This window comes from Streptomyces fulvorobeus (genome assembly GCF_013167895.1).
GTDB lineage: Bacteria > Actinomycetota > Actinomycetes > Streptomycetales > Streptomycetaceae > Streptomyces > Streptomyces fulvorobeus.
Map to the genome: position 1 here is coordinate 4,985,935 of NZ_BLWC01000001.1, position 25,685 is coordinate 5,011,619.

The following is a 25,685-nucleotide window of genomic DNA, read 5'->3' on the forward strand; positions in this document are numbered from 1 at the left end:
CCCCAGCAAGGAGCCCCCTCGTGACCGCCGGCAGACTCGCACCAGGCGTCGAGCTCGTCACCGTGCCCGGACAGGGCCTAGCGGTGCGCACACAGGACGGGGAGTTCCTGCGCGTCGGCACCGGGCGGGTGGCGGTGGACGAACTGGTGGCGAGGTTCGAAGGCGGCCCGCAGGGCAGCCCGGAACTCGAGGAGCTCGTCACGGCGTTCGAGGACGCCGGATACGCGGGGGAGCGCACCGCGCGCCCGCTGGCGGGCCTGGCCGTCCACGTCCTCGGCGACGAGCTGCCGGCCGGCGCTCTGGCGAACCGGGCGGCGGCGGCGGGCGCCGACATCACGCGCGGCGACGGCCACCGGCTCACCGTGCCCGGGGAAGGTGCCGGGCGCCCGGACGTGGTCGTCTGGTGCCTGGACTCACCCGTCCCCGAGGGCCTGTGGGACGCGGCCGACCGGCTCCCCGCCCAGGGCGTCGGCTGGCTGCGCTGCCACCGCGAGGGCTTCCAGGTGTGGCTCGAACCCCTCGCCGCCGAAGCGGGTGACGTCACCTCCGCCGACATACGCCTGAGACGGCTCGCCGCCTCTCCCGCGCACCGCGAACTCGCCGCGTACTGGGCCGGGCACCGCACCGCCGGGACCCCGCCGTGCGGCACCGAGGCATCGGCGGCGCTGATCGCGGAACTGCTCACCGCCGACCTGATCGCCTGGGCCACCGGACGGCGGACACCGGGCCGCCCGCCCGCACGCCGCCGCCTCCGCCGGCTCGACCTTCGCGACCTGACGGTCAGCGAGCACCCCGTACTGCCGGTGCCCGCCGTGGCCCCGGTCCCCGGGCGGGGCGCACCCCGATGACCGCCACCACGCTCCAGGTCGGGACGGCCGACGGGACACGCCTCACCGCCGACATCTGCCTCCCCGCGGGCGACGGCCCCTTCCCCGCTGTCCTGATCCGCACCCCGTACGACCGCCGCGGTCACCGGGCCGAGCTGCGCGCCTGGGCGGCCTCCGGCTTCGCCGCCCTCGCACAGGACGTACGGGGGCGGTACGGCTCACAGGGCCGGTGGCAGCCCTACCGGAACGAGGAGGCGGACGGCGCCGCGACCGTGCGGCGGGTGCGCGAGCAGCCCTGGAGCAACGGGCAGGTCGTGGCCCACGGGAGTTCGTACGGCGCGCACTGCGCGCTGGCGACCGCCCTGGGAGCCTGTGCGGACGGCCGCCCGGACGCCGTCGTCGCGGCCGTCCCCGCACTCGGGACCGCCGAGACGGCCCGTGAACCGGGCGGCCCCGAAAGGCTGTCGGCCCGGGCCGGCTGGTGGGCCGCGCACGGCGACCGCCGTACGTCGGACGAGGCCGCCCTGGGCGACGCACTCGCGCGGGACCCGCGCCTGCTCGAACACCTCCCCGTGGCCGCGCTGCCCTCCCGGCTGGGGCGGGCGCTGCCCTCCTGGCCGGAGGTGTGGGCGGCGGAACGCGACGGCGCCCTCCTCTCCCGCGCGGCGTCCGCCACCCTCCCGCTGCTCGCCGTGGGCGGCACCCGGGACCCCTTCCGTGAGGACACGGTGGAGCTGTGGCGGTCCTGGGGAGGTCCCGCCCGCCTGCTGATGGGCCCCTGGGGGCACGGGCTGACCGCGTCCCCGGGCCCGGAGGCCCGGCCGCAGCACCGGCTCAACCTCGGTCGTCTGTACGTCCGGTGGGCCAGGGCGGCGCTCGCGGGCGACCTGGCGGCGGGGCGGAGCGGTGTCACCGCGCTCGGCGGCAGCGACTGGTGGGCCGCCATGACGGACGGCCCGGAGGCCACCGCGTACCCCTTCGCCACCGCTCTGCGCCTGCTCGGCGGGCCGGACTTCGAGGCCGACCCCGGACAGCCGATGCGCTCCGACCGCCTGGACGTGTCCGCGACCGGCCGCCCCGACCGCTGCCTGCTGATCACACCCCCGCTCCCCAGGCCGCTGGACCTGCTGGGCACCGCCGAGGCCCGGCTGACCGCCGTCGCGGACACCCCCGCGGCCGACTGGGTCGTACGCCTGGTCGCCCTGGACCCCCGCGGCGTCGCCGACCACCTGGCGACCGGTGTCGTACGCCGCACCGATCCCGCCGGCCGGCCCGCGTGTTTCCCGGTCCCGCTCGGCCGGCTGTCCCGGCGGCTGCCCGCCGGAACCCGGCTGCGCGTCGAAGTCGGCGGTCACCACTTCCCGGCCCACGCCCGCAATCCGCACACCGGGGAGGACCCGGTCACCGCGACCCGGCTGCGCTCCTCACGCCGTTCCGTGCGGCTTGAGGACAGCGTGCTCGCCCTGCCCGCCGTCGCAGCCCGGCACCGTGCCGCGCGCGTCCATCCCGCCCAGGAGATCTGCCGTTGACCAGCACCAGCGTTCCGGCCGCCGCCCTCTCCCTCGACGACCTCGTGGACCCCGTCTGCGGACTGATCCGCGCGGTGGAACCCGTCGAGCACCCGGCGGGGGCGCCGCCCCGCTACACCGCCATGACCGCCGAAGTGGCCGACGCCAGGAGATTCGGCGCCTGGCCCGCGGACCGGGTGTCCCTGGGCACGACCTTCGGCGATCCCGGGGGAGCACGCATCGCGGCCGTCGCCGAAGCGGTCGAACGCTACTGCGGCAACCGGCTGCCGCCCCCGGGACATGCCGGTGCGCCCCGGCGCGCGACGGCCCGGCAGCTCATCGACGAGGGGAAGCGGCTGTACGGCCCGGACGACCTCCCCCGGTACGCGCCCTGGCAGTACGCGCGCCAGAACTTCCCCTACCGGCCGCTTCTCGCGGACACCCCCGCCCTGTGGGCCGCAGGCACCGAAGGCGGGGAGGAGTGCTGGGCGCCGGTCGCCCTCACCCACCTCAACTGGCGCCAGGGGGAGCTGCGTTCACTGCCCCGTACGCACCACCTCAACTACGCGGGTATCGCCACCGGCCAGGGTTTCGACGACGCCGTCGAACGCGGGATGCTGGAGATCGTCGAGCGCGACGCCCTGGAGCTGTGGTGGCACCTCGACGGGCCGGCCCGCGGCATCGACCCGGCCAGTGTCCCCGGACTCACCGCCGACCTGGACGGCTGCGATTTGGACGTGTGGATCGTCGAGATGCCCTCGGAGTTCGCCCCCTGCATGGCGGCGCTCGTGCACGACGGGCGCCGGGGCATCTACGCCGCCGGTTTCGCCTGCCGCTACGACCCGGCCGACGCGGCCCGCAAGGCCGTGCTCGAAGCCGTGCACACCTGGGTCTTCACCCAGGGGGCGGTCGAACGCGACGGCTGGGTCTTCAAGGCGATCGACGCGGGCATGTTCGCCCCCGGGCTCTATCTGGACCACCGGGCCGACCGGCGCTACCTCGACGACTGCGGCGCCGACTTCGCCGCCGTGCGCGATCTGGGCGCGCACGTCCAGGTGTGGCTCGACGACCGGGTCACCCCACTGGCCACCCGGTTCACCGAACCGGCGCACGGCGTCGTGGACCTCGCGGACATCGCGCCGGGCAGCCGCGGAGCCCTCGACGCCCGGCTGGCGGACGGCGGGCACCGGGTAATCACCTTCGACCTGACCACCGAGGACGTCAGGGAGACGCCGCTGCGGGTGGCGCGTGTGCTCGTCTCCGGCCTCATACCCAACGCCCCCGCGGCGTTCGCCTACCTGGGCAGCCCGCGCTTCGGCGAGGCGGCCCTGTCCCGGGCGTGGCGGCGGACGGAACCGTCCGGCCCCCAGGACTTCACCCTCGTACCGCCACCACACATGTAGGGGAGCGACGTGCCCGCACCACCCACCACGGACGACACGGCGCGCGCCGTCCTCGCGCGCGCCAGGTCCGGCGCACCGCCCGGCCCCGACACCCCGGCCGGCCCCTTCCCCCGCTGGGCCGGCCCCGCCACGCCGCTCACCCCGCGGACCGCACCCGAACTCGACCGGGTCCTGCGCCGTTCGCTGGCCGCCGGCCGCACCGGGGCGGGCGGCGGACGGCTGCGGGCCGTCCCCTCGGCGGGCGGGCTGCACCCCGTCGAGGCCCACCTTCTGGTGGGCGCCTGTGGCGGACTCCCGCCCGGACGCTATGCCTACGACGCCGTACGCCACCAGGTGCACCGGCGGGGACCCGCCCCTGCCACCCCGCCGGGCAACACCCTCGTCGTCCTGACGGTGACCGCCCGGCGCACCGTCTCGCACTACGGGCACCGCGCGCTGCCCCTGCTGCTCCTGGACGCGGGTCACGCCGTAGCCGCACTGGTGGCGGCCGGCGCGTGCGGGATGAGCCTGGACACGGACGGCGCCCTCCTGGCGGCAGCGGCCGGCCTGCCCGAAGCGGCCCGGTGGCGGCGGACCTGGCCGGGCACCACACCCCGGCACCCCCTCGCCGCCGTCGCCATCGGCCCGCACGGCGAGGACGCCCGGGCCGCCCTCGTACGCTGGGCCGCCTGTCCGCCCGGGGCCGCCCCACCGCCGGAACCAGGCGCCGAGGACGCTTCACCCGTCCTGGAACGGACCTGGCGGGCCTTGGAGGCAGCCGCCTCGACCGACGGCCCCGGTCGATGGGCGAGGCGGGACGTACGTACACGTGACGCCGTCCTGAGGTCCCGGCGCAGCGCCCCGCCACCGCTGAGTGGCGCCCCGTCCCCCGACGACCTGGCCCATGTCCTCGCCCGTGCGGCCGGGGCGGCGCCCGAAGGTCCCCGGTGGTGCGTCGCCACCGGAGGGTCACACCCCGGTCTGCTGCACCTGGGACCCGACGCCACCACCCGGCCGCACCGCCCGGTGCTCCGCACGCTCGCGTCCGGGGAGGCCCGGCCGACGCTCGCCGCCTGGGCCGCCGGTCAGGGCTGGATCGCGGAAGCGGGGGCGGTGCTCCTCGCGTATGGATGTCCCGAGGACGCGGACGCGCCCCGCATCCGCCGCGATCACCTGAGCGCCGGATACGCCGTGGGCCATGCACAACTGGCCGCGTGGGAACGGAATCTGATGTCCCGTCCGGTCGGTTCCTGGCAGCGCGCCGACCTCGGAGCGGCGCTCGGCGGCCCGCCGGGCCGTGACTGGATCGTCCATGGACTCGCCTTGGGGAAAGGGGATCAGCCGTGATGCTTCACCCGGAGCTGACACGCGCCGCCCGCACGGCGCGCGGCGCGCTGCTCGGCGCCACCGCGCTGCTCGGCGCGGTGGCCCTGACGCACCTCGCGCAGGCGGTGCTCCTCGCCGTGGCGCTCTCCGGCATCGCCCGCGGCGACACCCGCCACCTCCCCGCCCTGCTGGCCGGGGTGCTCACGGCCGTCGTGGCCCGGGCGGGCCTGGGCTGGTGGCAGCGGCGTACCGCTGTGCGCGCCGGATCGCGGGTACGCGTCGGGCTGCGCGACGCGCTGCTCGAACACCTCGGACGGCTCGGCCCCTTCCACGTCCAGGGAGCCCGCGCCGGCGCCGTACGCGCCACGCTCGTCGACGGTGTCGAGGGCGTGGACGCGTACGTCTCGCGCTATCTGCCCCAGCTGCTCATCACCTGCGCCGTTCCGCCGCTGCTGCTGGCCGCCGTCGCGGTCCTCGCCCCGCACGCACTCCTGGCCCTCGTGCCCGCCCTGCTCCTCGCCCTGCTCGCCCCCCGCTGGTGGGACCGGCTGCTGGAACGCCGGGGGCGCGAGCACTGGGAGTCGTACGAGACCCTGGCCGCCGACTACCTCGAAGCGCTCCAGGGCATGCCCGCCCTGCGCGCGGCCGGAGCGGTCGGGCGGACCCGGGCGCGGCTCGAACACCGCTCGGACGCCCTGCACCGGGCCACCGTCGCCAAACTGCGTGTCTCGCTCGTCGACACCGGACTCACCGATCTGGCCATCCAGGGCGGCACGGTCGCCGCCGCACTGGTGGCCTGCGCCTCCGCCGTCTCCGGGAACACCACGGCCACCGGCACCTATCTGCTGCTGATGCTCGCCTCGGAGTGCTTCCGCCCGGTGCGCGACCTCTCCAGGGAGTGGCACGCCGGCTACCTCGGGGTCTCCGCCGCCGACGGGATCGCGGCGCTGCGTACCGCCGGGGGCGGCGTACCGGACGAGGGCCGCCACCGGGCGGACTGGTCCACCGGGCCCGAGATCACGTTCGACGGCGTGACGTTCCAGTACGAGGCAGCCGCGCGGCCCGCACTGGACGGTGTGACGTTCACGGCCCCGGCAGGACGCACCACCGCCGTGGTGGGGCCATCGGGGGCGGGCAAGTCCACCCTGCTCGCCCTGCTGACCCGCCACCACGACCCGGGGCAGGGGCAGGTGCTCCTGGACGGGGTCCCGGCGGCGGGGTACGCCCTCGACTCCCTGCGCCGGGGCATCGCCGTCGTCTCGCAGGAGACGTACTTCTTCCACGCCACCGTCGCGGACAACCTCCGCCTGGCCCGCCCTGACGCCACCGAGGACGACGTGCGCGCCGCCACGCGCGCCGCCGGCATCCACGAGGAGATCACCGCCATGCCTGACGGCTATCTGACCGTGCTGGGCGAACGGGGCGCCACCCTGTCCGGTGGCCAGCGCCAGCGGCTGGCCCTCGCCCGCGCCCTGCTCGCCGACGCGCGCGTCCTCGTGCTGGACGAGGCGACGAGCGCGGTGGACGAACGCGGTGAGGCACGCATAGCCAAGGCCCTGACCCGGGCCGCGCGCGGACGCACCTGCCTCGTGATCGCCCACCGCCTGGACGCCGTACGCCACGCGGACCGCATCGTCGTCCTGGACGGCGGACGGGTACGGGCCACCGGCGACCACACCACCCTCATGGCCGAGAACGGGCTCTACACGGCCCTCGTCGAGGCCGGACGGACCAAGGAAGCGGGACGAGCGGCATGAGGACCCCGCACACCGAGGAGCGCGGCGCCCTGCGCGCCCTGCTGCCCGCGCTCGGCGCGCACCGGCTGATGGTGGCGCGCACCTGCGCCGCCGCACTCACCGACCAGGCCGCGCTCGTCGCCCTGGTGACGCTGGCCGCCCACACGGTCGGCGCCGCCGTCATCGAGGGCCACCCGCCGTCCGGCGCCACCACGGCGGCGCTGATCGCGCTCGTCCTGGTCAAGTCGCTCGCCACCTGGCGGGAGATGGACCTGAGCCACGATCTCGCCTACCGGGTGCTGGCCGTGCTGCGGGTACGGATCTTCGACGGGCTCGCCCGCAGCGCGCCGGCCCGGATCGGCGGCCGCCGCAGCGGGGACCTGGCCGCGACGGCGATGGGGGACGTCGAGGCCCTGGAGTTCTTCTACGCCCACGCGATCGCCCAGCTCATGGCGTCGGCGACGGTGTTCGGGGCGGGCACCGCCACCCTGGCGGCCGTCGAGCCGCGGATGCTGATCGTGGTGCTCCCGGTCGCGATCCTCCTCGTCCTTGCCCCGCTGCTGGAGGGGCGGGGGCGCACGCGCCGGGGCGCCCGGACGCGTGCGGCGGCTGCCGAACTGTCGGCGGAGGCCGTACAGACCGTGGACGGCCTGCGCGAACTGCTCGGCTTCGGCGCCCTGCGCGCCAGGCGTACGCGGCTGGCCGACTCAGGCCGCCAACTGGCCGACGCGCAGCGCGCCGAGCAGTCCTGGGAGGCCGCCGCGGCGGCGGTCCGGGACGCGCTGGTGGTCGTGGCGGTTACGGGAGTCGTGGCCTTCGCGGCACAGGCCGTCGCGGCGGGACGGCTCGACGGGGCCTGGGCCCCGGCCGCGATGGCCCTGGCACTCGGCACCCTCGCGCCCGCCGCCGACGCGGCGGCCTCGCTGGGCCAGGCCGGCGGGCTGCGGCCGGCCGCGGCCCGGGTCGGGGCTGCCGTCACCGCTCCCGCGGGCGCCGCGGAGCCCGTGTCGCCGAGGCCCGTTCCCGGCGGCCCCCTGGGCGTGCGGCTGCGCGGTGTCCGCTTCGACTACGGCGGGCGGAGCGTCCTGGACGGCGTCGACCTGACCGTGAGGCCGGGGGAGACGCTGGCCCTGGTGGGGGTCTCGGGGGCGGGTAAGTCCACCTGCGCCCATCTGCTCGCCCGCTTCTGGGACCCGGTCGCCGGCTCCGTCGAACTGCTCCCCGCGGACGGCTCCGCGCCGGTGGACCTGCGGGACCTGGCGGAGGCGGAGCTGCGCGGAGCGGTCGCCGTGGTCGGCCAGGAGACGCCCCTCTTCCACGGCTCGCTCGCGGACAACCTCCGCCTCGGCGCGCCCGGCGCGAGTGACGCGGAGGTGGCCGAGGTGGTACGCCGCTGCGGCATCGACCGCTTCGCGGAGAGCGTGGACCTGCACATAGCGGAACGCGGCACGACACTCTCCGGCGGCCAGCGCGCCCGTATCTCGCTCGCCCGCGCGCTGCTGGCCGGGCCCAGGGTCCTCGTCCTCGACGAGACCACCGCCCATCTCGACACGGCCGGGGACGCCGGACTCGCCGCCGCGCTGGCGGCGGCGAGTCCGACCCGTACGACGGTCTGGATCGCCCACCGCCCGGCCACGATCCGCCGCGCCGACCGCATCGCGGTCCTGGACGCGGGGCGCATCGTGCAGGAGGGCACCTGGGAGCAACTCTCTTCCCAGGGAGGCCCGTTCGCGCAGGCCGTGGTCCCGGAGCGGGCCGCGGCCGTCTGAACGGCGACGGGCCCGGCGCGGGGGAGCGCGCCGGGCCCGACGGGTGGTTCTCCCGTGCTGCCGCGGTCAGTCCTGCGGGCGCAGCAGCCCGCGCTCGTACGCCCTGGCCAGCCGCTGCGGTACCCGGTAGACCGAGCCGTCGACGGTGACCGGCACCAGCTGCGGGGTGGTGGCCTTCCACTGGGCCCTGCGGTGGCGGGTGTTGCTGCGGGACATCTTCCGCTTCGGGACAGCCATGACGTCTCCTCCGTGACTCGTGGACGAACGGCTCCGAACGCTACCTGGAAATGGATGTCATTACCAAGTGGGGCGACGGCGCGACGGACACCGGGACGACCACCGACCCGGGCCTTCGCGCCCGGACCGCTGACCAGGCCGTGCTCACTGCACGACGCGGAGGACGAGCTTGCCGGTCGTGCGTCCCCTCTCGCCCAGCTCATGGGCCCTGGCCGCGTCCGCCAGGGGGAACACCGCCGCGATGTGGGGGCGGAGCCGTCCCGCGTCGACGAGGTCCGCGATCTCCTTCAGCCCGGCGTGGTCCGGCTCCACGATGGTGAACCCCGCCCGCAGCCCCGACCCGGCGGCCACGGCGGCGAGTCCGGCCTCAGCGGGCGAGGCGAGGGAGACGAGCATGCCGCCCAGGCGCAGGGTGCGCAGGGATCGGGGGCCGTACTCCCCGCCCACCGTGTCGATCACCACGTCGATGTCCGGGGCCGCCGGGACGAAGTCGGCCGTCGTGTAGTCGATGACCTCGTCCGCGCCCAGCGACCGTACGAAGTCGTGCTTGGCCGCGCGGGTGGTGCCGATGACGTGGGCGCCCAGGGACTTGGCGATCTGGACGGCGAGGTGGCCCACCCCGCCGGCCGCCGCGTGGACGAGCACCCGCTGACCGGGGCGTACGGCGGCGGTGTCCACGAGGGACTGGAGGGCGGTGAGGGCGGCCACCGGGAGGGCCGCGGCCTCCACGTGGGAGAGGGTGCGGGGCTTGCGGGCGAGGTGCCGGGCCGGTGAGGTGAGGTACTCGGCGTACGCGCCGGCGGGCAGCGGGAGGCGCGGCATCCCGTAGACCTCGTCGCCCGGCCGGTACATGGTCACACCCAGGCCGACCGCCTCGACCGTCCCCGAGACGTCCCAGCCCAGCCTGACGGGCGCGCCCGCCAGCCCGCCCGTGGAACGGTGCCACCAGTCGGTCGGATTGACGCCGGCCGCGTGGACCCGGACGAGGACCTCCGAGGGGCCGGGTTCCGGGCGGTCCACCTCGACGACCTTCAGTACCCCGGGTCCGCCGAGGGTGTCCTGGCCGATGGCGCGCATGTGCTGCTCCTCTGTGCGGGTGAAGGGGTGGGGGGTGGCTGCGGGTTCAACCCTGCGGCAGTCAACCGGCCGCTTCGAGTGGCCGGATGGCCAGGATGTGGAAGGATCTGGCCATGCATCGCGTCGTCGTACTGGCCCTTGAGGGCGTCTATCCGTTCGAGCTGAGCATCCCGGTCCGGATCTTCGGGACCGCGGCCGATACGGCGGGGCGGCCGCTGTACGAGGTCCTCACCTGCGGTCTGGACGGCGGGCCGGTCCGTTCCAGCGCCGACTTCACCGTGGGTGTCGAGCACGGGGCCGAGGTGATCGCGACGGCGGACACCCTGGTGATCCCGCCGTTCGCCTGCGGACCCGGGCAGGAACGCGACTGGCTGCCCGCCCCGCTGGCCGACGCGCTCCGCCGGCTCCGCCCCGGTGCGCGGACCGTGTCGATCTGCACCGCCTCGTACGTACTGGCCGCCGCGGGGCTGCTCGACGGCCGCCGGGCGACCACCCACTGGAACGAGGCGGAGCGGTTCCAGCGGAAGTTCCCCCTGGTCCGGGTCGACCCCGACGTGCTGTTCGTCGACGACGGCGACGTACTCACCGCGGCCGGGGTCGCCGCCGGGGTGGACCTGTGCATGCACCTGGTGCGCCGGGACCACGGCAGCGAGATCGCCAACCGGGTGGCGCGGCTGTGTGTCGTACCCCCCTGGCGGGACGGCGGGCAGGCCCAGTTCATCGAGCGGCCGGTGCCCGCTCTCGCGGCGGCCACCACGTCGGCGGCCCGCGCGTGGGCGCTGGGGGAGCTCCACCGCCCTCTCCAGCTGGCGGAGCTGGCGGGCCACGCGCGCATGAGCGTACGGACGTTCTCGCGCCGCTTCCGCGACGAGGTGGGGATGACGCCGGGGCAGTGGCTTGCCCAGCAGAGGGTCGAGCGGGCGCGGCGGCTCCTGGAGACGACCGATCTGCCGGTGGACCGGGTCGCCGAGGAGGCGGGCTTCGGGACCGCCGCCTCCCTGAGGCAGCATCTGGTGGCGGGCGTCGGGGTGCCGCCATCGGTCTACCGCCAGACGTTCCGCGGGGCGCGGCTCGCGGAGCTCCAACAGCCCTCCCGTGCCGGGCGGGCCGTCGTCCCGGCGTACGTCGCGCCCCCGGACGGCGGACGGTGAAGCAGCTGAGCCGTCCAGCGGATACGGGACGCGAGGGAGCGGGCCGGCCGCGCTTGGTGGCTATTCGATAACGGGACCCCCGCCGGCGCGGCGAATCATGATTAGCTTAGGCTTGCCTAACCATCACCGATCGCCAATCATGAGGAACACCAATGCTCGGGTCCACCCGCGTGCGTCGTCACACCATCGCAGCCTCGGCCACCGCCGCCGCTCTCGCACTCGTCCTGGGCGGCTGCTCGTCCGGCAGTGACGGCGAGAAGAAGACGGCGGACTCCTCGGCGAAGGGTGAAGGTGCCTTCCCCGTCTCGGTCAAGAGCGCCCTGGGCACCGCGAAGATCGACGCGAAGCCCGAACGGGTCGTCACCCTCGGCCAGGGTTCCGCCGAGACGGCGATCGCGCTCGGCACCACCCCGTGGGCATCGAGAGCTACGAGTGGGGCAGCGACAAGAGCGGCTACCTGCCGTGGATCAACGAGGCCGTGAAGAAGTCGGGCGGGGAGCTGCCCAAGCAGTTCACCGGCGGTGAGGACATCGACTTCGAGGCCATCACCGAGCTCGAACCGGACGTCATCCTCGCCCCGTGGTCGGGTGTCACGCAGGAGCAGTACGACATCCTCAAGGACATCGCCCCGACCGTGGCCTACCCGGACCAGGCGTGGAGCACGGACTGGGACCAGCAGATCGACATCATCGGCAAGGCCCTCGGCCAGGCCGACGACGCCAAGGGCCTGAAGGCGAAGATCGAGAAGCAGCTCGCGGACGCCGCGGCCACCCGGCCGAACTACAAGGACCTGAAGTTCTCGTACATCTACAACACCGGCCCCGGCACCCTCGGCGTCTTCAAGCCCGAGGAGCAGCGCGTCAAGATGGTCTCCTCCCTCGGACTGACCGTCGACCCGGTGGTGGACACCTTCAAGGAGACCGAGGGCACCGACTCGGCGCTCATCGGCCTGGAGAACGCCGAGAAGCTGAAGGACAGCGACCTCGTCTTCACGTTCTACACGGATGAGAAGAGCCGCAAGGAGATCGAGGCGCAGCCGCTGTACGCCGCGATCCCGGCCGTCAAGAAGGGCGCGGTCGTCGCCAGCAACGACAACCCCTTCGTCACCGCCTCCTCGATCATCAACCCGCTCACCGTCCCGTGGGTGATCGACCGTTACCTCCCGATCATCGACAAGGCCGTCGCCGCCGCGCAGAAGTAGGAACCGAAGACAGGCAGGACTCCGCGGGCATCTGAATGACTACCACCGCACAGGCACCGCCGAGCGGCGCGGGTACCTCGCGTACCGGCGCCGCTCGGCGTGCGCTGACCCTGATCGCCGGAGTGGCCGTCCTGGCGCTCGCCGTGTGCGCGAGTGTCATGTACGGCAGCAGGTCGACCTCGTTCGCCGACGTCGTCGACGTCCTCTCCGGCACCGCCGGCCCCAACATCACCACCATCGTCGAGAGCCGCTATCCGCGCACCGCTCTCGGTGTGCTGGCCGGTCTCTGCCTCGCCGTCGCTGGAACCCTCATGCAGGGCGTCAGCCGCAACCCGCTCGCCGACCCCGGACTCCTCGGCATCAACGCGGGCGCCTCGGCGAGCATCGTCACCGCGACGGCCTTCCTCGGAGCCACCGGCGCCACCGCCACGATGTGGTGGGCCCTGCCAGGCGCCCTGATCGCCGGAGTGCTCGTCCACGTCATAGGCGCCTCCGGAGCGGGCACGGGACTGGTACGCCTGGTCCTGGCCGGCGCCGTACTCTCCGCCGTGCTGATGGCGTACATCCAGGCCGTCACCCTGGGCCGGCCCAAGGTCTTCGACAGCTACCGCTACTGGGTCGTCGGCGCGCTCGGCGGACGGGACTTCGACGTCTTCACGGCGGTCCTGCCCTTCGCGGCCGTGGGCTTCGTCATCGCCCTGGTCCTGGGCCCCAGCCTCAACACCCTGGCTCTCGGCGACGCCACGGCGGTCTCGCTCGGCGCCCGCCCGGCGCGGGTGCGGGCCGGCGGGCTCCTCGCGGCAACCCTGCTGAGCGCCGCGGCGACGGCGGCGGTCGGCCCGATCGCCTTCGTCGGCCTGGCCGTTCCCCATGTCGTACGCGCCCTGGTCGGCGTGGACTTCCGGCTCCAGATCGTGTTCTCGGCCATCGCGGGGCCCGCTCTGCTGCTCGCCGCGGACGTCGTGGGCCGGATCGTCCTGCGCCCGCAGGAACTCATGGTCGGCGTCGTGACCGCGTTCATCGGAGCGCCCGCGCTGCTCCTTGCCGTACGCAGGATGAGGGGAACCACATGACGGCGGACCGGGCGGACCTCCGTACCGCCTCCCCACGGGGCTATCTCACCCTGGGCCGCACCGTCGCTGTACCCGTCCGGCGGGTGTCCGTCGTCACGGCGGTCGTCCTCCTGCTCCTGACCGCCTGCGCCGCGGTCGCCACCCTGTCGCTCGGCAGGCTGGGTATCCCGCTCGCCGACCTCGCCGGGGCGCTCACGGGCGGGGCGGAGGGCAAGGACGCGTTCGTACTGGAACGCCTGCGTGGCCCGCGGCTCGTCGTCGCCATCGGTACGGGAGCGGCGCTCGGTCTGTCGGGGGCGCTGTTCCAGTCCGTGACCCGCAACCCGCTCGGCAGCCCCGACGTGATCGGTCTCGGCTCCGGGGCCGGCGCGGGCGCCGCCTTCGTGGCGCTCATGCTGCCGGACACCGTTCCGGTCTCCGTGGGGGCCCTGGCCGGAGCGGTGCTCGCCATGGTGCTGGTCTACGTGTCCACCGGCACCGGCTTCCGCAACCCCGCCCGGCTGGTCGTCGCGGGAATCGGCGTCGCGGCGATCTGCACGGCGGTCACGCAGTACGTCGTCTACGCGATGGAACGGGACCGGGCGGCCGTCCTCTCGGCCTACGTCAACGGCAGCCTCTCCGCGCGGGCCTGGGACGACGCGGGCACGATCTGGCTGGTGCTGCTGGTCGCCGCCCCGCTGTGCGCGCTGATCGCCAGGCGGCTCGACATCGGCGAGATGGGTGACGACATCGCCGCGGGGCTCGGCTCGGAGCCGCAGCGGACCAAGACCCTCGCCGTGGTCCTGGCGATCGTCCTGTGCGCGGGCGCCGTCAGTGTGGCGGGCCCCATCGCCTTCATCTCGCTGACCGCCGCCCAGATAGCCAAGCGCGTCACCCGGGTGTCCGGACCCCACCTCCTGCTGTCGGCGGTGACCGGCGCCCTTCTGCTCGTACTGGCGGACCTGGCGGCCCAGCAGCTGCCGCTCTTCGGCAACCTTCCCGTGGGCATCTACACGATGGCCATCGGTGGCGCGTACCTCGGCTACCTGCTGACCCGTGAGTGGAGGAGGGGAGTTCTGTAGTGTCCGCACCCCCGCCGACGGGCGCCGCTGGCCACGTACAGGTTCGTCGTCCATACTGCCCGCCGTGGAGCAGCGCATAGATTCCAAGACGCAACCCGAGTTCGCCGCGGGCACAGACCCGGCGTACATCCCCGGCCTCACGGCCCCTGTCACGGCGCGGACGGAGGAAGACGTGGAGCCGGCCGACTCCCTTGCCGAGGGCGACGCCGTCCCCGAACCGGCCGCCGACCCGGCAGCAACGGCGGCGGCAAAGGCGGTGGAACCGGAGGCCGAACCGGCGGCCGAAGCCGGACCGGACGCGGACGAAGGTCCCGTGTTCGAGGTCAGTGACCGCCGCGGTTCCATCAGGGTGGACCGCGCGGGCGTTCTCTTCCGACTTGACGACCAGGAGGCCGACTTCACCTGGGACGAGATCGGCGCGGTCGAGGTCAGGACGGCCCGCCTGGGACGCCGGTTCACCGTCACCGTCCACGTGTCCAGCCGCCGCTGGTTCAACGCCGAGGTCGAGGCCGCCTCGCGGAGCGAGCTGAAGGAGTGGCCGGCGCGGCTCGACGCGGTGCTGGACACCTACTTCGAGGAGTCCTGAGCCGAGGCCCGGTGCGGGGTGGGTGGGCGGCCGATCCGTCTCCCCGCCCCGCTCCTCCCGCACGCTCCGGCGCCCGGTCTCTCCCGAATCAGCCCTGACTCAGGACCACCGAGCGCGTCAGGTGCCGGGGGAGGTCCGGGTCGAGCCCGGCCGCGAGCGCGCGGGCGACCGCCAGGCGCTGTACGCGCACCAGGTCGGCCAGCGGGTCGAGGCCGTCGTCGATCCAGCGGGCGCCGGTGTCGAGCACCTGCCGCGCCAGGCCCCCGGGCGCGGTACCGAACATCCAGGTGGCGGTCCCGGTGGTGGAGATGCTGATAGGACCGTGGCGGTACTCCATGGCCGGGTAGGACTCCGTCCAGGACAGGGACGCCTCCTTCATCTTGAGCGCCGCCTCGTTGGCCAGGCCCACGGTCCAGCCCCGGCCGAGGAAGGTGAACTGGGAGCACTCCAGGAGCCCTTCGGGCAACGGCTCGGCGAGCGCCGTCTCCGCGTCCCGTACGGCCTGCTCCGTGTGGAGCCCCAGGTGGGCGCGGAGCAGGGTGAGCACCGTGGTCGCGAACCGGGTCTGGACGACCGACTGTTCGTCGGCGAAGCCGAGTACGACGGCGTCGTCGGCGGCCGTCATGACCGCAGTGTCGGGGTCCGCCGTGATCGCGACGGTACGGGTGGTGCCGCTGAGCCGGGTGAGCACTTCCAGCACCTCGGTGGTCGTGCCCGAGCGGGTGAGGGCCACGACCCGGTCGTAACGGCGCCCGAAGGGGAACTCCGAGGCGGCGAAGGCGTGGGACTCGCCCTGCCCGGCGTCCTCGCGGAGCGATGCGTAGGACTGCGCCATGTAGAAGGAGGTGCCGCAGCCGACGACCGCGATACGTTCGCCGGAGGCGGGCAGCTCGTCCGCCAGGTCACCCGCCAGCTCCGCGGCGCGGCGCCAGCACGCGGGCTGGCTGGCGGTCTCGCTCGCTGCAAAGGACACGTCGGCTCCATCTGGTCGTGAGTGGCCTTGTTCGTGGGTGGCGTGCTTGAAATTGCACGTTACAGCCTCGCAATGAGCAAAAACAAGCATGCCGGACAGGGGTGCAGGGCCGCTGACAGGCTGTGCGACGCTTGCGCTGTCCGGCGCCCGGCGACCGCGTTCCCGGGAAACGCGGTGCCGGTCAGGACAGGTGAGGAGCACGCTCGTGGCCAGGGACGCCCGGTGGGACGCATTGCTGGAACTGGTCGGCAGGAACGGCCGGGTCGAGGTCGAGGACGCCGCCGCGGCCCTGGACGTGTCCGCGGCGACCATTCGCCGCGACCTCGACCAGCTCGCCGGGCAGCACCTGCTCACCCGCACCCGCGGCGGCGCGGTGGCCCACGGCGTGGCGTACGAACTCGCGCTGCGCCACAAGGCCGGACGGCACGCACCTGAGAAGCAGGCCATCGGCCGCGCCGTCTGCGAACTGGTGGCCGAGGGCGAGGTGGTGGGTCTGACCGGCGGCACCACTGTGACGGAGGTGGCGAGGGCGCTGGCCCTGCGCCCGGACATCGGGACCGAAGCGGGGGCGCCGGCGGACGGACGGCCGACGCTGACCGTGGTGACCAACGCCCTCAACATCGCGAGCGAGCTGGTGATCAGGCCGCAGATCAAACTGGTGGTGACCGGCGGTGTGGCCAGGCCGCAGTCGTACGAGCTGACGGGACCGCTGGCCAACGGCGTGATGAGCGAGATCACCCTGGACGTCGCCGTACTCGGCGTCAACGCGATCGACATCGAGCGGGGCGCGTACGTCCACCACGAGGGTGAGGCCAGCATCAACCGGCTGCTCGCCGAACGGGCCCAGCGCGTGGTCGTCGCCGCGGACTCCTCCAAGATCGGCAAGCGCGCCTTCGCCCGCGTCTGCGACCTCGGCCGGATCGACGTGCTGGTGACCGACTCCGGCATCACCCCGGAGGCGACGGCCCGTTTCACCGAGGCGGGAGTCACCGTCATCGCGGTGTGAGTCGGCACCGCGCCCGTGTCGGTGGTACGCCGAACGGGTGAGAGGCGGGAGACTTGCCCGATGAACAGTGAGCGCAGCCGGCGCGCAGCCGACCGGCGTACGGACGGGGTGGCCCTGTGAGCAGGTACGACAGGTACGACAGGTACGACGCCACCGACGAACAGTGGGAAGGGCTCGCCCAGGTCGTGCCGTTGCGCGGCCGCAACGAGTGGCCTTCGCGGGTCGACCACCGCATGGTCCCGGACGAGCCGGTCGCCGAGCAGCGGCGGCTCGTCGTGCTGCGGGTCCAGGTCTTCGCGGACGCCCGTGAGGTGGCCGAGTACCTGGTCGCGCAGGTTCCGGTCCTGCTGGACCTGACCGCGGCGGAGGCCGATGTGGCCAAGCGCATCCTCGACTTCAGCAGCGGCGTGGTCTTCGGGCTGGGCAGCGGAATGCACCGCGTCGACCGCAACGTGTTCCTGCTGGCGCCGGACGGCATGGAGGTCGAGGGAGTCGCCGCGGCGGGCGTGCCCCACTCCTAGGGGCCGGGGGGCGGCCGGCCTGTCGTCCGGTGGTAGACCTGGGGCCGTGACGGAACTGGATGTAGCAGGACTGCAGCGGCGGCTGGCCGCGTTCGCCGCCGCCCGGGACTGGGGGCAGTACCACACGCCGAAGAACCTGGCGGTGGCGCTGAGTGTGGAGGCGTCCGAACTGGTCGAGATCTTCCAGTGGCTGACGCCGCAGCAGTCGGCGCGGGTGATGGAGGAGCCGGACACGGCACACCGCGTCGCGGACGAGGTCGCCGACGTGCTCGCGTATCTGCTGCAGTTCTGCGCGGTCCTGGGAGTCGATCCACTGGCGGCGCTCGCGGCCAAGATCGACCGTAATGAGGCACGCTTCCCTGTCCCGGCACCCCCGCAACCCGAAAATCGTCACTCTTCGGAGTGATCGACTTGCCCACAATCGATTTTGTGTCCACAGATTTCCGAATTCCTCTGTTCTTCCGGTGCTCCTCACCTCACTGTGGGTAATGAAAGAGGAGACCGGGTTCTCGTACCGACGGGGGAGTGGCATGGAAGCGGAACGACTGATCGAGGCCGGACGCCGTGCTCTGGCCGAGAGCCGGGGCGCGTTGGGTGTGATGGCGGAGGCGTGGCAGGCCCAGGCGCTCGCCAGGACGGTCGGCAGCAGGCTGGTCCTCAGCGGGCCCGTGGAGTTACGCGGCGAGGCACGCGGCCTCAGTGAGGCCGGCGGGCGCGGCGGCTCGGCGCTCGACCACCCGATGGTGCCCGCCGGCGCCACGCGCGCGTCGCAGCTCACCGAAGTGACCGATGTACGGAAGTCGTTGACGGCGCTGGTGGTCCTGCTCGGCGAGGTGGGCATCGCGCTGGTCGGGGTCGCCTGCGACACCGACGAGGAGGGCCTCTACTGGCAGTGCATCGAGGCGATAGACGCCGCCGACGAGTCGGTCGACAGGGTGCACGGCATGCTGAGACGGCTCGCGGAGCGCGAGGCGGAGAGGGAGCGCGAGAGCGACGGCCCGTTCGGTGTGCTCCACGGCCCTGCGGGCTCGGCGACCGGCCCACCGTGAGGCGGGGCGGCCCCGGGCGGCGGTGCGTGCGACCGACCGGGCGGGGGGCGGGGGAGCTGGGACTGCCGGTGTTCGAAGGTGCAGGATGGATGCATGGATCTTCGAATCTTCACCGAGCCTCAGCAAGGGGCGACCTACGACACGCTGCTCACCGTGGCCAAGGCCGCCGAGGACCTCGGCTTCGACGCCTTCTACCGGTCCGACCACTACCTCCGCATGGGATCGGGTGACGGACTCCCCGGCCCGACCGACGCCTGGATCACCCTGGCCGGGCTGGCGCGCGAGACCAAACGCATCCGGCTCGGCACGCTGATGACGGCGGGCACGTTCCGGCTGCCGGGTGTGCTGGCCATCCAGGTCGCCCAGGTCGACCAGATGTCGGGCGGACGCGTCGAACTGGGCCTGGGCGCCGGCTGGTTCGAGGCTGAGCACAAGGCGTACGGCATTCCGTTCCCCAAGGAGAAGTTCGGCCGCCTTGAGGAGCAGCTGGCGATCGTCACCGGGTTGTGGGCGACCGAGCCGGGCAGGACGTTCAGCTACGACGGTACGTACTACCAGCTGACCGACTCGCCCGCGCTGCCCAAGCCGGCCCAGGCTAAGGTGCCGGTCCTGATCGGCGGGCACGGGGCGGTCCGCACCCCGAGGCTCGCCGCGCAGTACGCGGACGAGTTCAACATCCCGTTCGCCTCCCTCGACGACAGCGAGAAGCAGTTCGGCCGCGTCAGGGAGGCGGCGAAGGCCGCCGGACGGGGCCCGGACGAGCTGGTGTACTCCAACGCGCTGGTGGTCTGCGTGGGCAAGGACGACGCGGAGGTCGCACGGCGGGCGGCCGCCATCGGCCGGGAGGTCGAGGAGCTCAAGGCGAACGGCCTGGCGGGTTCGCCCGCTGAGGTGGTCGACAAGATCGGCCGGTACGGGGCGATCGGCTCGTCCCGGATCTACCTCCAGGTCCTGGACCTGGACGACCTCGACCACCTGGAACTGATCTCGTCCCAGGTCCAGTCACAGCTGACCGGCCCGGCCTGACGGCAGGGAGCGGCCCGTCCCGGCCGGGGCTGCCCCCGGCAGTACGAGGAGGAGCGCACATGCAGCCCGACCGGTCGTCGCACGGCTCGGCGGGACCCGCACAGGACCCACCGGACCGCACGCTCGGCGCCGCCCTCGCCGCAGGGACCCTCCTGCTCGACGGCGGACTCTCCAACCAGCTGGAGGCGCAGGGCTGCGACCTCTCGGGCGCACTCTGGTCGGCCCGCCTGCTGGCCGACGCTCCCCACCAGGTCGAGGCCGCGCACACGGCGTACGTCAGGGCGGGCGCGCAGGTGCTCATCACCGCCGGCTACCAGGCGACGTTCGAGGGGTTCGAGCGGCGCGGCACCGGGCGGGCGCGCGCCGCCGAGTTGCTGGGGGCAGTGTCGAGCTGGCCCGGCGGGCCGGAGCGGGGGCGGGGCGGCAGGTCTGGGTCGCCGCCTCGGTCGGCCCCTACGGGGCGATGCTCGCGGACGGCAGCGAGTACCGGGGCCGGTACGGGCTCTCCGTGCGGGAGCTGGAGCGCTTCCACCGGCCCCGGGTGGCGGCGCTGGCCGAGGCGCGGCCCGACGCGCTGGCGCTGGAGACGGTGCCGGACGTGGACGAGGCGGAGGCCCTGCTGAGGGTGACCGAGGAGTACGGGCTGCCCGTGTGGCTCTCCTACAGCGTGGCGGGGGACCGGACGAGGGCCGGGCAGCCCCTCGCGGAGGCGTTCGCGGTGGCCGCGGGGCACCGGCAGGTGGTGGCAGTCGGCGTCAACTGCTGCGATCCGGCCGACGCGGACCGTGCGGTGGGCACGGCGGCGGCGGTCACGGGGAAGCCGGTCGTCGTCTATCCGAACAGTGGCGAGAGATGGGACGCCGAGCGTCGGAGGTGGGCGGGGGAAAACACCTTCGACGCCGGCCGGGTGCGGGCGTGGCAGGAGGCCGGGGCCCGGCTGGTCGGAGGGTGCTGCCGCGTCGGCCCGGCACGGATCAGGGAGCTGGCGGGGCTGCTGGCCGGATGAAATCGCCTGGTAGGAGCGGGGGCCCGGAGCCATAATCGGACGGGTGTTCCTGACTATCAGTACGACCGGCACCCCGGAGCGTCCCAGGGACGCGGCACTGGCGCAGTATGTCAACGACCGTCCAACGCCGCCTGGCGTGTGTCGGGCGGCTGTCGCGTCCCCGTAAGCAAGGCGTGAAAAAGCCTGACATGCCGCGAGTTGGGGTGGGGCTCGGCGTCCGGTCAGCTCTGGCCTTCGACCGGCTTGATGCGATCCAAGGGTACGTCCCACTCAAGGCCGCCACCCTGGGGTCGCATGAACGCCTGACAGCTGACCACCCGCCCGCCATCCTTGGTGCGCTCTTCGATCACGCCGACCAGGTGGCCCGTGCGTTCCGAGGTCGTGTCTGCAACCAGGGTGCCCGCCGGGTAAGGCAGCTTTCCGTGACTCAACATCGTCGGCGGTTTCTCGAATCCCATCACCGGCGGTCCCCTCGCTGAAGCGCTTCGGCCAGGGGCGTGGCCACATCGGCGCGTACTCGCCCCAGCTCACCGAGACGAGGCGCAGGGGGCGCGGGGTCCACCCCCAGCAACGGGAGGACGATCCCCGCTCCGGCCGGCGCTGCCCGCAGGGACTCCATCGCCACGAAGGGGTCGATGTCCTGCTGTTCCTTGGTTGCCATGCATTCGACGCTAGGACTGTCCAGTTGGCCCGCGACAGACTGTTTTCTCGGATTTGCTCGACCGGTCACAAAGATTGCGGGTGTTTTCTCGTGTGCCCTGCCTGACCCCGTAGAACTGCGCTGAAGCTCCGGCCATGCTGTTGATCAACACTCCTGGAAGGGAGAGCGTCATGGCTCGTCGATTGCGCTTCACCGGGACAGACAGCAAGGTCGACGGTTGCCCCGCCCTGCACACGGACGAGGGCACCGGTGAGATCATCGTTCAAGGCGCGCCCGTCACCGATCCCGCAGACCTCGCACAGCTCCAGCACTTCGGGCCGGACGATGTGGCGGTGGTTGTTCCGCGCGAACTGCTGGTGAACTGGGGACCGAAGGAGATGGAGCGCGTGCCGGAGCTTGTCGACCGGGTCACCTTCCGGCGTCTCTTCGAGAACTTCGAGCACACCGCTTGGCGGCTGGAGACCCGGCGCGGCTACGCGTCCGACCGACAGGACCCCGACTTCCGGGCGTTCCTGGCCACCGGGTCCTCGCCGTGCGACCCTGACGAGCCCTGGTTCGTCAACATCAAGGCGCAGACCGAGGCAGGTAAGGTGGTCGGCCGGGTGCGGGTCGCCGACCGCCCGATGACCCCCGAACAGCGGTTCTTGCTCGACTACGCCCGGCACAACGCGGCGGTCGGTGAGAACATCCGCTATCTGTGGCGCGAGGACGCGGCCGGCCTGCCCGCCGAAGACTTCTGGATCTTCGATTCACGGATCGTCGCTCTGCTGCACTTCGACGACGCCGACAACATCACGGACATCGAGCTGATCACGGAACCGGCTGAGGTCGTGCGGTATGCCATCGTCCGTGACACGGCGATGCACCACGCCACCCCGTTCGACCAGTTTGCCGCGACCGAATGACGCCTGACCGGTGAGTACCGACTACCAGCAGGCCAGGGTGGCCCTGGGGGCGCGACTGCGCGAACTCCGGTTCACCTGCCCTGGTGGTCGGCTCACCGGTCAGCAGCTTGCCCAGCGGCTCGGCTGGCAGGGCTCCAAGGTCAGCAAACTGGAGAACGGCAAGCAGACAGCCACTCCCGAGGACCTGAGGGCGTGGGCCGACGCGACCGAGCAGCCGGGCGCGTACGCCGAGCTTGCCGCCCGGCTGGCCGGGTTCGAGTTCCACATCAGGTCATGGCGTCGGGCGCTGGCGAACGGCTTCAAGCCGCTGCACGAGGAGTTGAGTGCGGAGATCGACCGCACCTCGCAGATGTGGATCTGGGAGGAGTCAGTGATCCCCGGGCTGTTGCAGACCCCTGCATACGCCCGCCACGTCGTCCAGCGGTACGCGGAGCTGCTGGGCGCAGCCGGCGACATCGAGGCCGCCGTGCGCTCCCGGGCGCAACGGCAGGAGTGGCTGTACCGGCCCGGCCATAAGCTGCACGTCCTGACGTGGGAAGCCGCGTTGCGGTCGCTGATCTGCCCGCCCTCCGTGCTGGTCGCCCAGCTCGACCGTCTTACCGGAATGATCGGGATGGACACGGTGGAGCTGGGCGTCATCCCGTTCACGGCGTGCGTCAAGATCGTGCCCGCCAACGGCTTCTAGATTCTTGATGACCGCCTCGTCGTTGCCGAGGACTGGCACGCCGAGATGTGGTTGGAGGACGCCGACAACGTCGCCCTGTACTCGAAGGTATGGCGCACCCTCCGTGAGTCGGCGGTGTACGGAGCTGACGCCCACAACGTCATCACCTCGGCCAGGCGTGCGCTGAACCCGCGTTGACCCCTCGGCGCGGGCGGCGGTGTCGAGCGGACAGCTTGAGCGCAGCAACTTCACCCAAGGCGGCTTCAAGTCGATCGACGGCGGCCTTGGACTCCTCGACGCTGCGGGTGGCGACGGCCGCAGTGGCATCGATATCGCGCTGCCTTCCCGGTCCGCAAGCGGCTTCCGAACGGCCCGCCCGTCAGCATCGACGCTGGAGAAGTACGAGCTCCCGTCGATCCGGACCCAGGCGGTCTTCGCGGTGCTGGCGCTGGAGTCGGAGCCGGTCGATCCCAGGCTGTGGGAACGGGGCGGCGATTCGCCGGGTGAACGGCGCTCCGCGTGGTGAGGATGGAGGCATGGGATTCCACGTCGACTCCGAGGCCGGGCGGTTGCGCCGCGTCATCCTGCACCGCCCCGATCTGGAGCTCAAACGGCTCACCCCCGGCAACAAGGACGCGCTGCTCTTCGACGACGTGCTGTGGGTGCGCCGTGCCCGGGAGGAGCACGACGGATTCGCCGACGTGCTGCGTGAGCGGGGTGTGGAGGTGCATTTCTTCGGCGATCTGCTCCGCGAGGCGCTGGACGTCCCGGTGGCCAGACGGCTGGTGCTCGACCGGGTCTTCGACGAGAAGGAGTACGGGCCGCTGGCCACCGAGCACCTGCGGGCCGCGTTCGAGGAGCTGCCCACCGCCGAGCTGGCCGGGGCACTGGTCGGCGGGATGACGAAGCGGGAGTTCCTGGAGGGGCACAGTGAGCCGACCTCGGTCCGGTTCCATGTGATGGATCTGGACGACTTCCTGCTCGCGCCGCTGCCGAATCACCTCTTCACCCGGGACACTTCCGCCTGGATCTACGACGGGGTGTCCATCAACGCGATGCGCTGGCCGGCCAGACAGCGCGAGACCGTCCACTTCGAGGCGATCTACCGTCACCACCCGTTGTTCACGGGGGCGGAGGCGGGCGTGTTCCACCACTGGTCGGAGGGGCAGGACGACTACCCGTCGACCATCGAGGGCGGCGACGTACTCGTCATCGGCCAGGGCGCTGTGCTGATCGGGATGAGCGAGCGCACCACCCCGCAGGCGGTGGAGATGCTGGCCCAGGGGCTCTTCGACGCGGGTTCGGCGCGGACGATCGTGGCGCTGGACATGCCCAAGCGCCGGGCGTTCATGCACCTCGACACGGTGATGACGATGATCGACGGCGACACGTTCACCCAGTACGCGGGGCTCGGGATGCTCCGTTCGTACACCATCGAGCCCGGCGACGGTCCCCGCGAGCTCAAGGTCACCGACCATCCCCCGAGCACATGCACCGGGCCATCGCCGCCGCGCTGGGACTTGATTCCATCCGGGTGCTCACGGCTGTCCAGGACGTGCACGCGGCGCAGCGCGAGCAGTGGGACGACGGCTGCAACGTGCTGGCCGTCGAGCCCGGGGTGGTCGTCGCGTACGAGCGCAACGCCACCACCAACACGTATCTGCGCAAGCAGGGCATCGAGGTCATAGAGATCCGGGGAAGTGAGCTGGGGCGGGGACGGGGCGGCCCCCGGTGCATGAGCTGCCCGGTGGTCCGCGATCCCGTGTGAGGCGGCCCTGAACAGCGACGCCGCTAGAGCGGTCCCGGCACAGGTCAGGTCCGTGCACAGGTCCGTGTACAGGCCCCTGTATAGTGATGCGAACATTCGTATAGACTTCCAAAGTCAGCGTTTCAAGCGACCCTCGTCCGACCAGGAGCAGTCACATGGCCACAGACCTCGCAGGCCGCCACTTCCTCAAGGAGCTGGACTTCACGGCCGAGGAGTTTCACGGCCTGATCGCCCTGGCCGCCGAGCTCAAGGCCGCCAAGAAGGCGGGGACCGAGGTCCAGCGGCTGCGCGGCAAAAACATCGCGCTGATCTTCGAGAAGACGTCGACGCGCACCCGCTGCGCGTTCGAGGTGGCCGCCGCGGACCAGGGGGCGTCGACGACGTACCTCGACCCCTCCGGCTCGCAGATGGGCCACAAGGAGTCGGTGAAGGACACCGCCCGGGTGCTGGGCCGGATGTTCGACGGCATCGAGTGCCGGGGTGACAGCCAGCGGGCCGTGGAGGAGCTGGCCGCGTACGGCGGCGTCCCCGTCTTCAACGGGCTGACCGACGAGTGGCACCCCACCCAGATGCTCGCCGACGTGCTGACGATGACCGAGCACAGTGCGAAGCCGCTGGACCGGATGGTCTTCGCCTACGTCGGGGACGCCCGCTTCAACATGGGCAACTCGTATCTCGTCACCGGCGCCCTGCTCGGCATGGACATCCGCATCGTCGCTCCCGAGGCGTACTGGCCGGCGGCGGACGTCGTCGCGCAGGCCCGGAAGCTCGCCGAGGTCAGCGGGGCGAAGGTCACGCTCACCGAGGACATCGCCGAAGGCGTCGGCGGGGCCGATTTCGTCGCCACGGACGTCTGGGTCTCGATGGGGGAGCCGAAGGAGGTCTGGGCCGAGCGCATCACCGCGCTCGCGCCGTACGCCGTGACCATGGACGTCCTGCGGGCCACCGGCAACGACGACGTGAAGTTCCTGCACTGCCTGCCGGCCTTCCACGACCTCGGTACGAAGGTCGGCCGGGAGATCCACGCCGAGTACGGCCTGACCGAGCTGGAAGTGACCGACGAGGTCTTCGAGTCGCCCTGCTCGGTCGTGTTCGACGAGGCGGAGAACCGCATGCACACCATCAAGGCCGTCCTCGTGGCCACGCTGGCCACCGCGGGTCCCTCGGCCTGA

At 72.7% G+C, this 25,685-nt stretch carries 23 protein-coding genes and 4 pseudogenes; 22 read left to right on the plus strand and 5 right to left on the minus strand.

Going from position 1 to position 25,685, the window contains the following annotated elements:
* Positions 1 to 20 precede the first annotated feature (20 nt).
* From Sfulv_RS22400 to Sfulv_RS22425, 6 genes are read left to right on the plus strand one after another with little or no spacing between them, the layout of a single operon-like run.
* A complete protein-coding gene (locus Sfulv_RS22400) occupies positions 21 to 848 on the plus strand; it encodes a hypothetical protein (protein ID WP_173316333.1) in 828 nt (275 codons plus the stop codon).
* Positions 845 to 2,356 carry a CocE/NonD family hydrolase gene (locus tag Sfulv_RS22405; protein WP_173316334.1) on the plus strand — a complete coding sequence of 504 codons (1,512 nt, stop codon included), beginning with the start codon at positions 845 to 847 and terminating at the stop codon, positions 2,354 to 2,356. Before Sfulv_RS22400 ends, Sfulv_RS22405 begins: the two co-directional genes overlap by 4 nt.
* Positions 2,347 to 3,738 (plus strand): YcaO-like family protein, encoded by a 1,392-nt coding sequence (locus tag Sfulv_RS22410; protein WP_173318111.1) that lies wholly within the window; start codon positions 2,347 to 2,349, stop codon positions 3,736 to 3,738. Before Sfulv_RS22405 ends, Sfulv_RS22410 begins: the two co-directional genes overlap by 10 nt.
* 9 nt (positions 3,739 to 3,747) lie before the next feature.
* Positions 3,748 to 5,064, plus strand: a complete 1,317-nt coding sequence (locus tag Sfulv_RS22415; RefSeq protein WP_173316335.1) for a nitroreductase family protein — start codon at positions 3,748 to 3,750, stop codon at positions 5,062 to 5,064.
* Positions 5,061 to 6,800, plus strand: a complete 1,740-nt coding sequence (locus Sfulv_RS22420; protein ID WP_173316336.1) for an ABC transporter ATP-binding protein/permease — start codon at positions 5,061 to 5,063, stop codon at positions 6,798 to 6,800. Before Sfulv_RS22415 ends, Sfulv_RS22420 begins: the two co-directional genes overlap by 4 nt.
* Positions 6,797 to 8,548, plus strand: coding sequence for an ABC transporter ATP-binding protein (locus tag Sfulv_RS22425; protein ID WP_173316337.1), 1,752 nt, complete (start codon positions 6,797 to 6,799; stop codon positions 8,546 to 8,548). The genes Sfulv_RS22420 and Sfulv_RS22425 overlap by 4 nt, the downstream gene beginning before the upstream one ends.
* Positions 8,549 to 8,614: 66 nt before the next feature.
* Here the strand turns inward: Sfulv_RS22425 and rpmF are convergent, their stop codons facing one another.
* Both rpmF and Sfulv_RS22435 read right to left on the minus strand, forming a co-directional pair.
* Positions 8,615 to 8,785 carry a 50S ribosomal protein L32 gene (gene rpmF, locus Sfulv_RS22430; RefSeq protein WP_173316338.1) on the minus strand — a complete coding sequence of 57 codons (171 nt, stop codon included), beginning with the start codon at positions 8,783 to 8,785 and terminating at the stop codon, positions 8,615 to 8,617.
* Positions 8,786 to 8,929: 144 nt separating this feature from the next.
* On the minus strand, positions 8,930 to 9,862 hold the full coding sequence (locus Sfulv_RS22435) for an NADP-dependent oxidoreductase (protein ID WP_173316339.1): 933 nt from the start codon (positions 9,860 to 9,862) through the stop codon (positions 8,930 to 8,932).
* Between the two features lie 113 nt (positions 9,863 to 9,975).
* On the opposite strand from Sfulv_RS22435, the gene Sfulv_RS22440 reads away from it, so the two are divergent.
* The 5 genes and pseudogenes from Sfulv_RS22440 to Sfulv_RS22460 all read left to right on the plus strand — a co-directional run bounded on the left by Sfulv_RS22440 (position 9,976) and on the right by Sfulv_RS22460 (position 14,934).
* On the plus strand, positions 9,976 to 11,013 hold the full coding sequence (locus tag Sfulv_RS22440) for a GlxA family transcriptional regulator (protein ID WP_173318113.1): 1,038 nt from the start codon (positions 9,976 to 9,978) through the stop codon (positions 11,011 to 11,013).
* 152 nt (positions 11,014 to 11,165) lie between these two features.
* Positions 11,166 to 12,214, plus strand: a pseudogene (locus Sfulv_RS22445) (iron-siderophore ABC transporter substrate-binding protein).
* Positions 12,215 to 12,249: 35 nt separating this feature from the next.
* Positions 12,250 to 13,287, plus strand: a complete 1,038-nt coding sequence (locus Sfulv_RS22450) for a FecCD family ABC transporter permease (RefSeq protein WP_173316340.1) — start codon at positions 12,250 to 12,252, stop codon at positions 13,285 to 13,287.
* On the plus strand, positions 13,284 to 14,348 hold the full coding sequence (locus Sfulv_RS22455; RefSeq protein ID WP_173316341.1) for a FecCD family ABC transporter permease: 1,065 nt from the start codon (positions 13,284 to 13,286) through the stop codon (positions 14,346 to 14,348). The genes Sfulv_RS22450 and Sfulv_RS22455 overlap by 4 nt, the downstream gene beginning before the upstream one ends.
* 64 nt (positions 14,349 to 14,412) lie before the next feature.
* A complete protein-coding gene (locus Sfulv_RS22460) occupies positions 14,413 to 14,934 on the plus strand; it encodes a hypothetical protein (RefSeq protein WP_173316342.1) in 522 nt (173 codons plus the stop codon).
* Between the two features lie 88 nt (positions 14,935 to 15,022).
* On the opposite strand, the gene Sfulv_RS22465 is transcribed toward Sfulv_RS22460, so the two are convergent.
* Positions 15,023 to 15,907 (minus strand): SIS domain-containing protein, encoded by an 885-nt coding sequence (locus Sfulv_RS22465; protein ID WP_173316343.1) that lies wholly within the window; start codon positions 15,905 to 15,907, stop codon positions 15,023 to 15,025.
* Between the two features lie 205 nt (positions 15,908 to 16,112).
* On the opposite strand from Sfulv_RS22465, the gene Sfulv_RS22470 reads away from it, so the two are divergent.
* The 6 genes and pseudogenes from Sfulv_RS22470 to mmuM all read left to right on the plus strand — a co-directional run bounded on the left by Sfulv_RS22470 (position 16,113) and on the right by mmuM (position 20,515).
* Positions 16,113 to 16,913: a DeoR/GlpR family DNA-binding transcription regulator gene (locus tag Sfulv_RS22470; protein WP_173316344.1), complete on the plus strand. Its 801-nt coding sequence runs from the start codon at positions 16,113 to 16,115 to the stop codon at positions 16,911 to 16,913.
* Positions 16,914 to 17,029: 116 nt separating this feature from the next.
* A complete protein-coding gene (locus Sfulv_RS22475; protein ID WP_173316345.1) occupies positions 17,030 to 17,434 on the plus strand; it encodes a cell division protein SepF in 405 nt (134 codons plus the stop codon).
* 46 nt (positions 17,435 to 17,480) lie between these two features.
* Positions 17,481 to 17,840, plus strand: coding sequence for a nucleotide pyrophosphohydrolase (locus Sfulv_RS22480; protein WP_173316346.1), 360 nt, complete (start codon positions 17,481 to 17,483; stop codon positions 17,838 to 17,840).
* Positions 17,841 to 17,964: 124 nt separating this feature from the next.
* Positions 17,965 to 18,483, plus strand: coding sequence for a DUF6099 family protein (locus tag Sfulv_RS22485; RefSeq protein WP_173316347.1), 519 nt, complete (start codon positions 17,965 to 17,967; stop codon positions 18,481 to 18,483).
* A 93-nt stretch (positions 18,484 to 18,576) separates the two neighbouring features.
* On the plus strand, positions 18,577 to 19,509 hold the full coding sequence (locus Sfulv_RS22490) for an LLM class F420-dependent oxidoreductase (protein WP_173316348.1): 933 nt from the start codon (positions 18,577 to 18,579) through the stop codon (positions 19,507 to 19,509).
* 59 nt (positions 19,510 to 19,568) lie between these two features.
* Positions 19,569 to 20,515, plus strand: a pseudogene (gene mmuM, locus Sfulv_RS22495) (homocysteine S-methyltransferase).
* A gap of 221 nt (positions 20,516 to 20,736) precedes the next feature.
* Here the strand turns inward: mmuM and Sfulv_RS22500 are convergent.
* Positions 20,737 to 20,973 (minus strand): hypothetical protein, encoded by a 237-nt coding sequence (locus tag Sfulv_RS22500; protein WP_173318115.1) that lies wholly within the window; start codon positions 20,971 to 20,973, stop codon positions 20,737 to 20,739.
* Positions 20,973 to 21,176: a hypothetical protein gene (locus Sfulv_RS22505; RefSeq protein ID WP_173316349.1), complete on the minus strand. Its 204-nt coding sequence runs from the start codon at positions 21,174 to 21,176 to the stop codon at positions 20,973 to 20,975. The genes Sfulv_RS22500 and Sfulv_RS22505 overlap by 1 nt, the downstream gene beginning before the upstream one ends.
* A 170-nt stretch (positions 21,177 to 21,346) precedes the next feature.
* Here Sfulv_RS22505 and Sfulv_RS22510 point away from each other — a divergent pair, with 170 nt between their 5' ends.
* The 5 genes and pseudogenes from Sfulv_RS22510 to argF all read left to right on the plus strand — a co-directional run bounded on the left by Sfulv_RS22510 (position 21,347) and on the right by argF (position 25,685).
* Positions 21,347 to 22,081: a DUF6879 family protein gene (locus Sfulv_RS22510; RefSeq protein WP_173316350.1), complete on the plus strand. Its 735-nt coding sequence runs from the start codon at positions 21,347 to 21,349 to the stop codon at positions 22,079 to 22,081.
* A gap of 10 nt (positions 22,082 to 22,091) precedes the next feature.
* A pseudogene (locus Sfulv_RS22515) lies at positions 22,092 to 22,943 on the plus strand (helix-turn-helix domain-containing protein).
* Positions 22,944 to 22,962: 19 nt separating this feature from the next.
* Positions 22,963 to 23,271 (plus strand): hypothetical protein, encoded by a 309-nt coding sequence (locus Sfulv_RS22520; RefSeq protein ID WP_173316351.1) that lies wholly within the window; start codon positions 22,963 to 22,965, stop codon positions 23,269 to 23,271.
* 10 nt (positions 23,272 to 23,281) lie between these two features.
* Positions 23,282 to 24,513, plus strand: a pseudogene (locus Sfulv_RS22525) (arginine deiminase).
* Positions 24,514 to 24,668: 155 nt separating this feature from the next.
* A complete protein-coding gene (argF, locus tag Sfulv_RS22530) occupies positions 24,669 to 25,685 on the plus strand; it encodes an ornithine carbamoyltransferase (protein ID WP_173316352.1) in 1,017 nt (338 codons plus the stop codon).

Bases quoted from the DNA above. Each gene is read 5' to 3' on its own strand.
- Sfulv_RS22490 (WP_173316348.1), top strand. From the start codon at position 18,577: ATGGATCTTCGAATCTTCACCGAGCCTCAGCAAGGGGCGACCTACGAC.
- Sfulv_RS22440 (WP_173318113.1), top strand. From the start codon at position 9,976: ATGCATCGCGTCGTCGTACTGGCCCTTGAGGGCGTCTATCCGTTCGAG.
- Sfulv_RS22510 (WP_173316350.1), top strand. From the start codon at position 21,347: ATGGCTCGTCGATTGCGCTTCACCGGGACAGACAGCAAGGTCGACGGT.
- argF (WP_173316352.1), top strand. From the start codon at position 24,669: ATGGCCACAGACCTCGCAGGCCGCCACTTCCTCAAGGAGCTGGACTTC.
- Sfulv_RS22505 (WP_173316349.1), bottom strand. From the start codon at position 21,176: ATGGCAACCAAGGAACAGCAGGACATCGACCCCTTCGTGGCGATGGAG.
- Sfulv_RS22435 (WP_173316339.1), bottom strand. From the start codon at position 9,862: ATGCGCGCCATCGGCCAGGACACCCTCGGCGGACCCGGGGTACTGAAG.
- Sfulv_RS22485 (WP_173316347.1), top strand. From the start codon at position 17,965: ATGGAAGCGGAACGACTGATCGAGGCCGGACGCCGTGCTCTGGCCGAG.
- Sfulv_RS22500 (WP_173318115.1), bottom strand. From the start codon at position 20,973: ATGGGATTCGAGAAACCGCCGACGATGTTGAGTCACGGAAAGCTGCCT.
- Sfulv_RS22425 (WP_173316337.1), top strand. From the start codon at position 6,797: ATGAGGACCCCGCACACCGAGGAGCGCGGCGCCCTGCGCGCCCTGCTG.
- rpmF (WP_173316338.1), bottom strand. From the start codon at position 8,785: ATGGCTGTCCCGAAGCGGAAGATGTCCCGCAGCAACACCCGCCACCGC.
- Sfulv_RS22450 (WP_173316340.1), top strand. From the start codon at position 12,250: ATGACTACCACCGCACAGGCACCGCCGAGCGGCGCGGGTACCTCGCGT.
- Sfulv_RS22405 (WP_173316334.1), top strand. From the start codon at position 845: ATGACCGCCACCACGCTCCAGGTCGGGACGGCCGACGGGACACGCCTC.
- Sfulv_RS22455 (WP_173316341.1), top strand. From the start codon at position 13,284: ATGACGGCGGACCGGGCGGACCTCCGTACCGCCTCCCCACGGGGCTAT.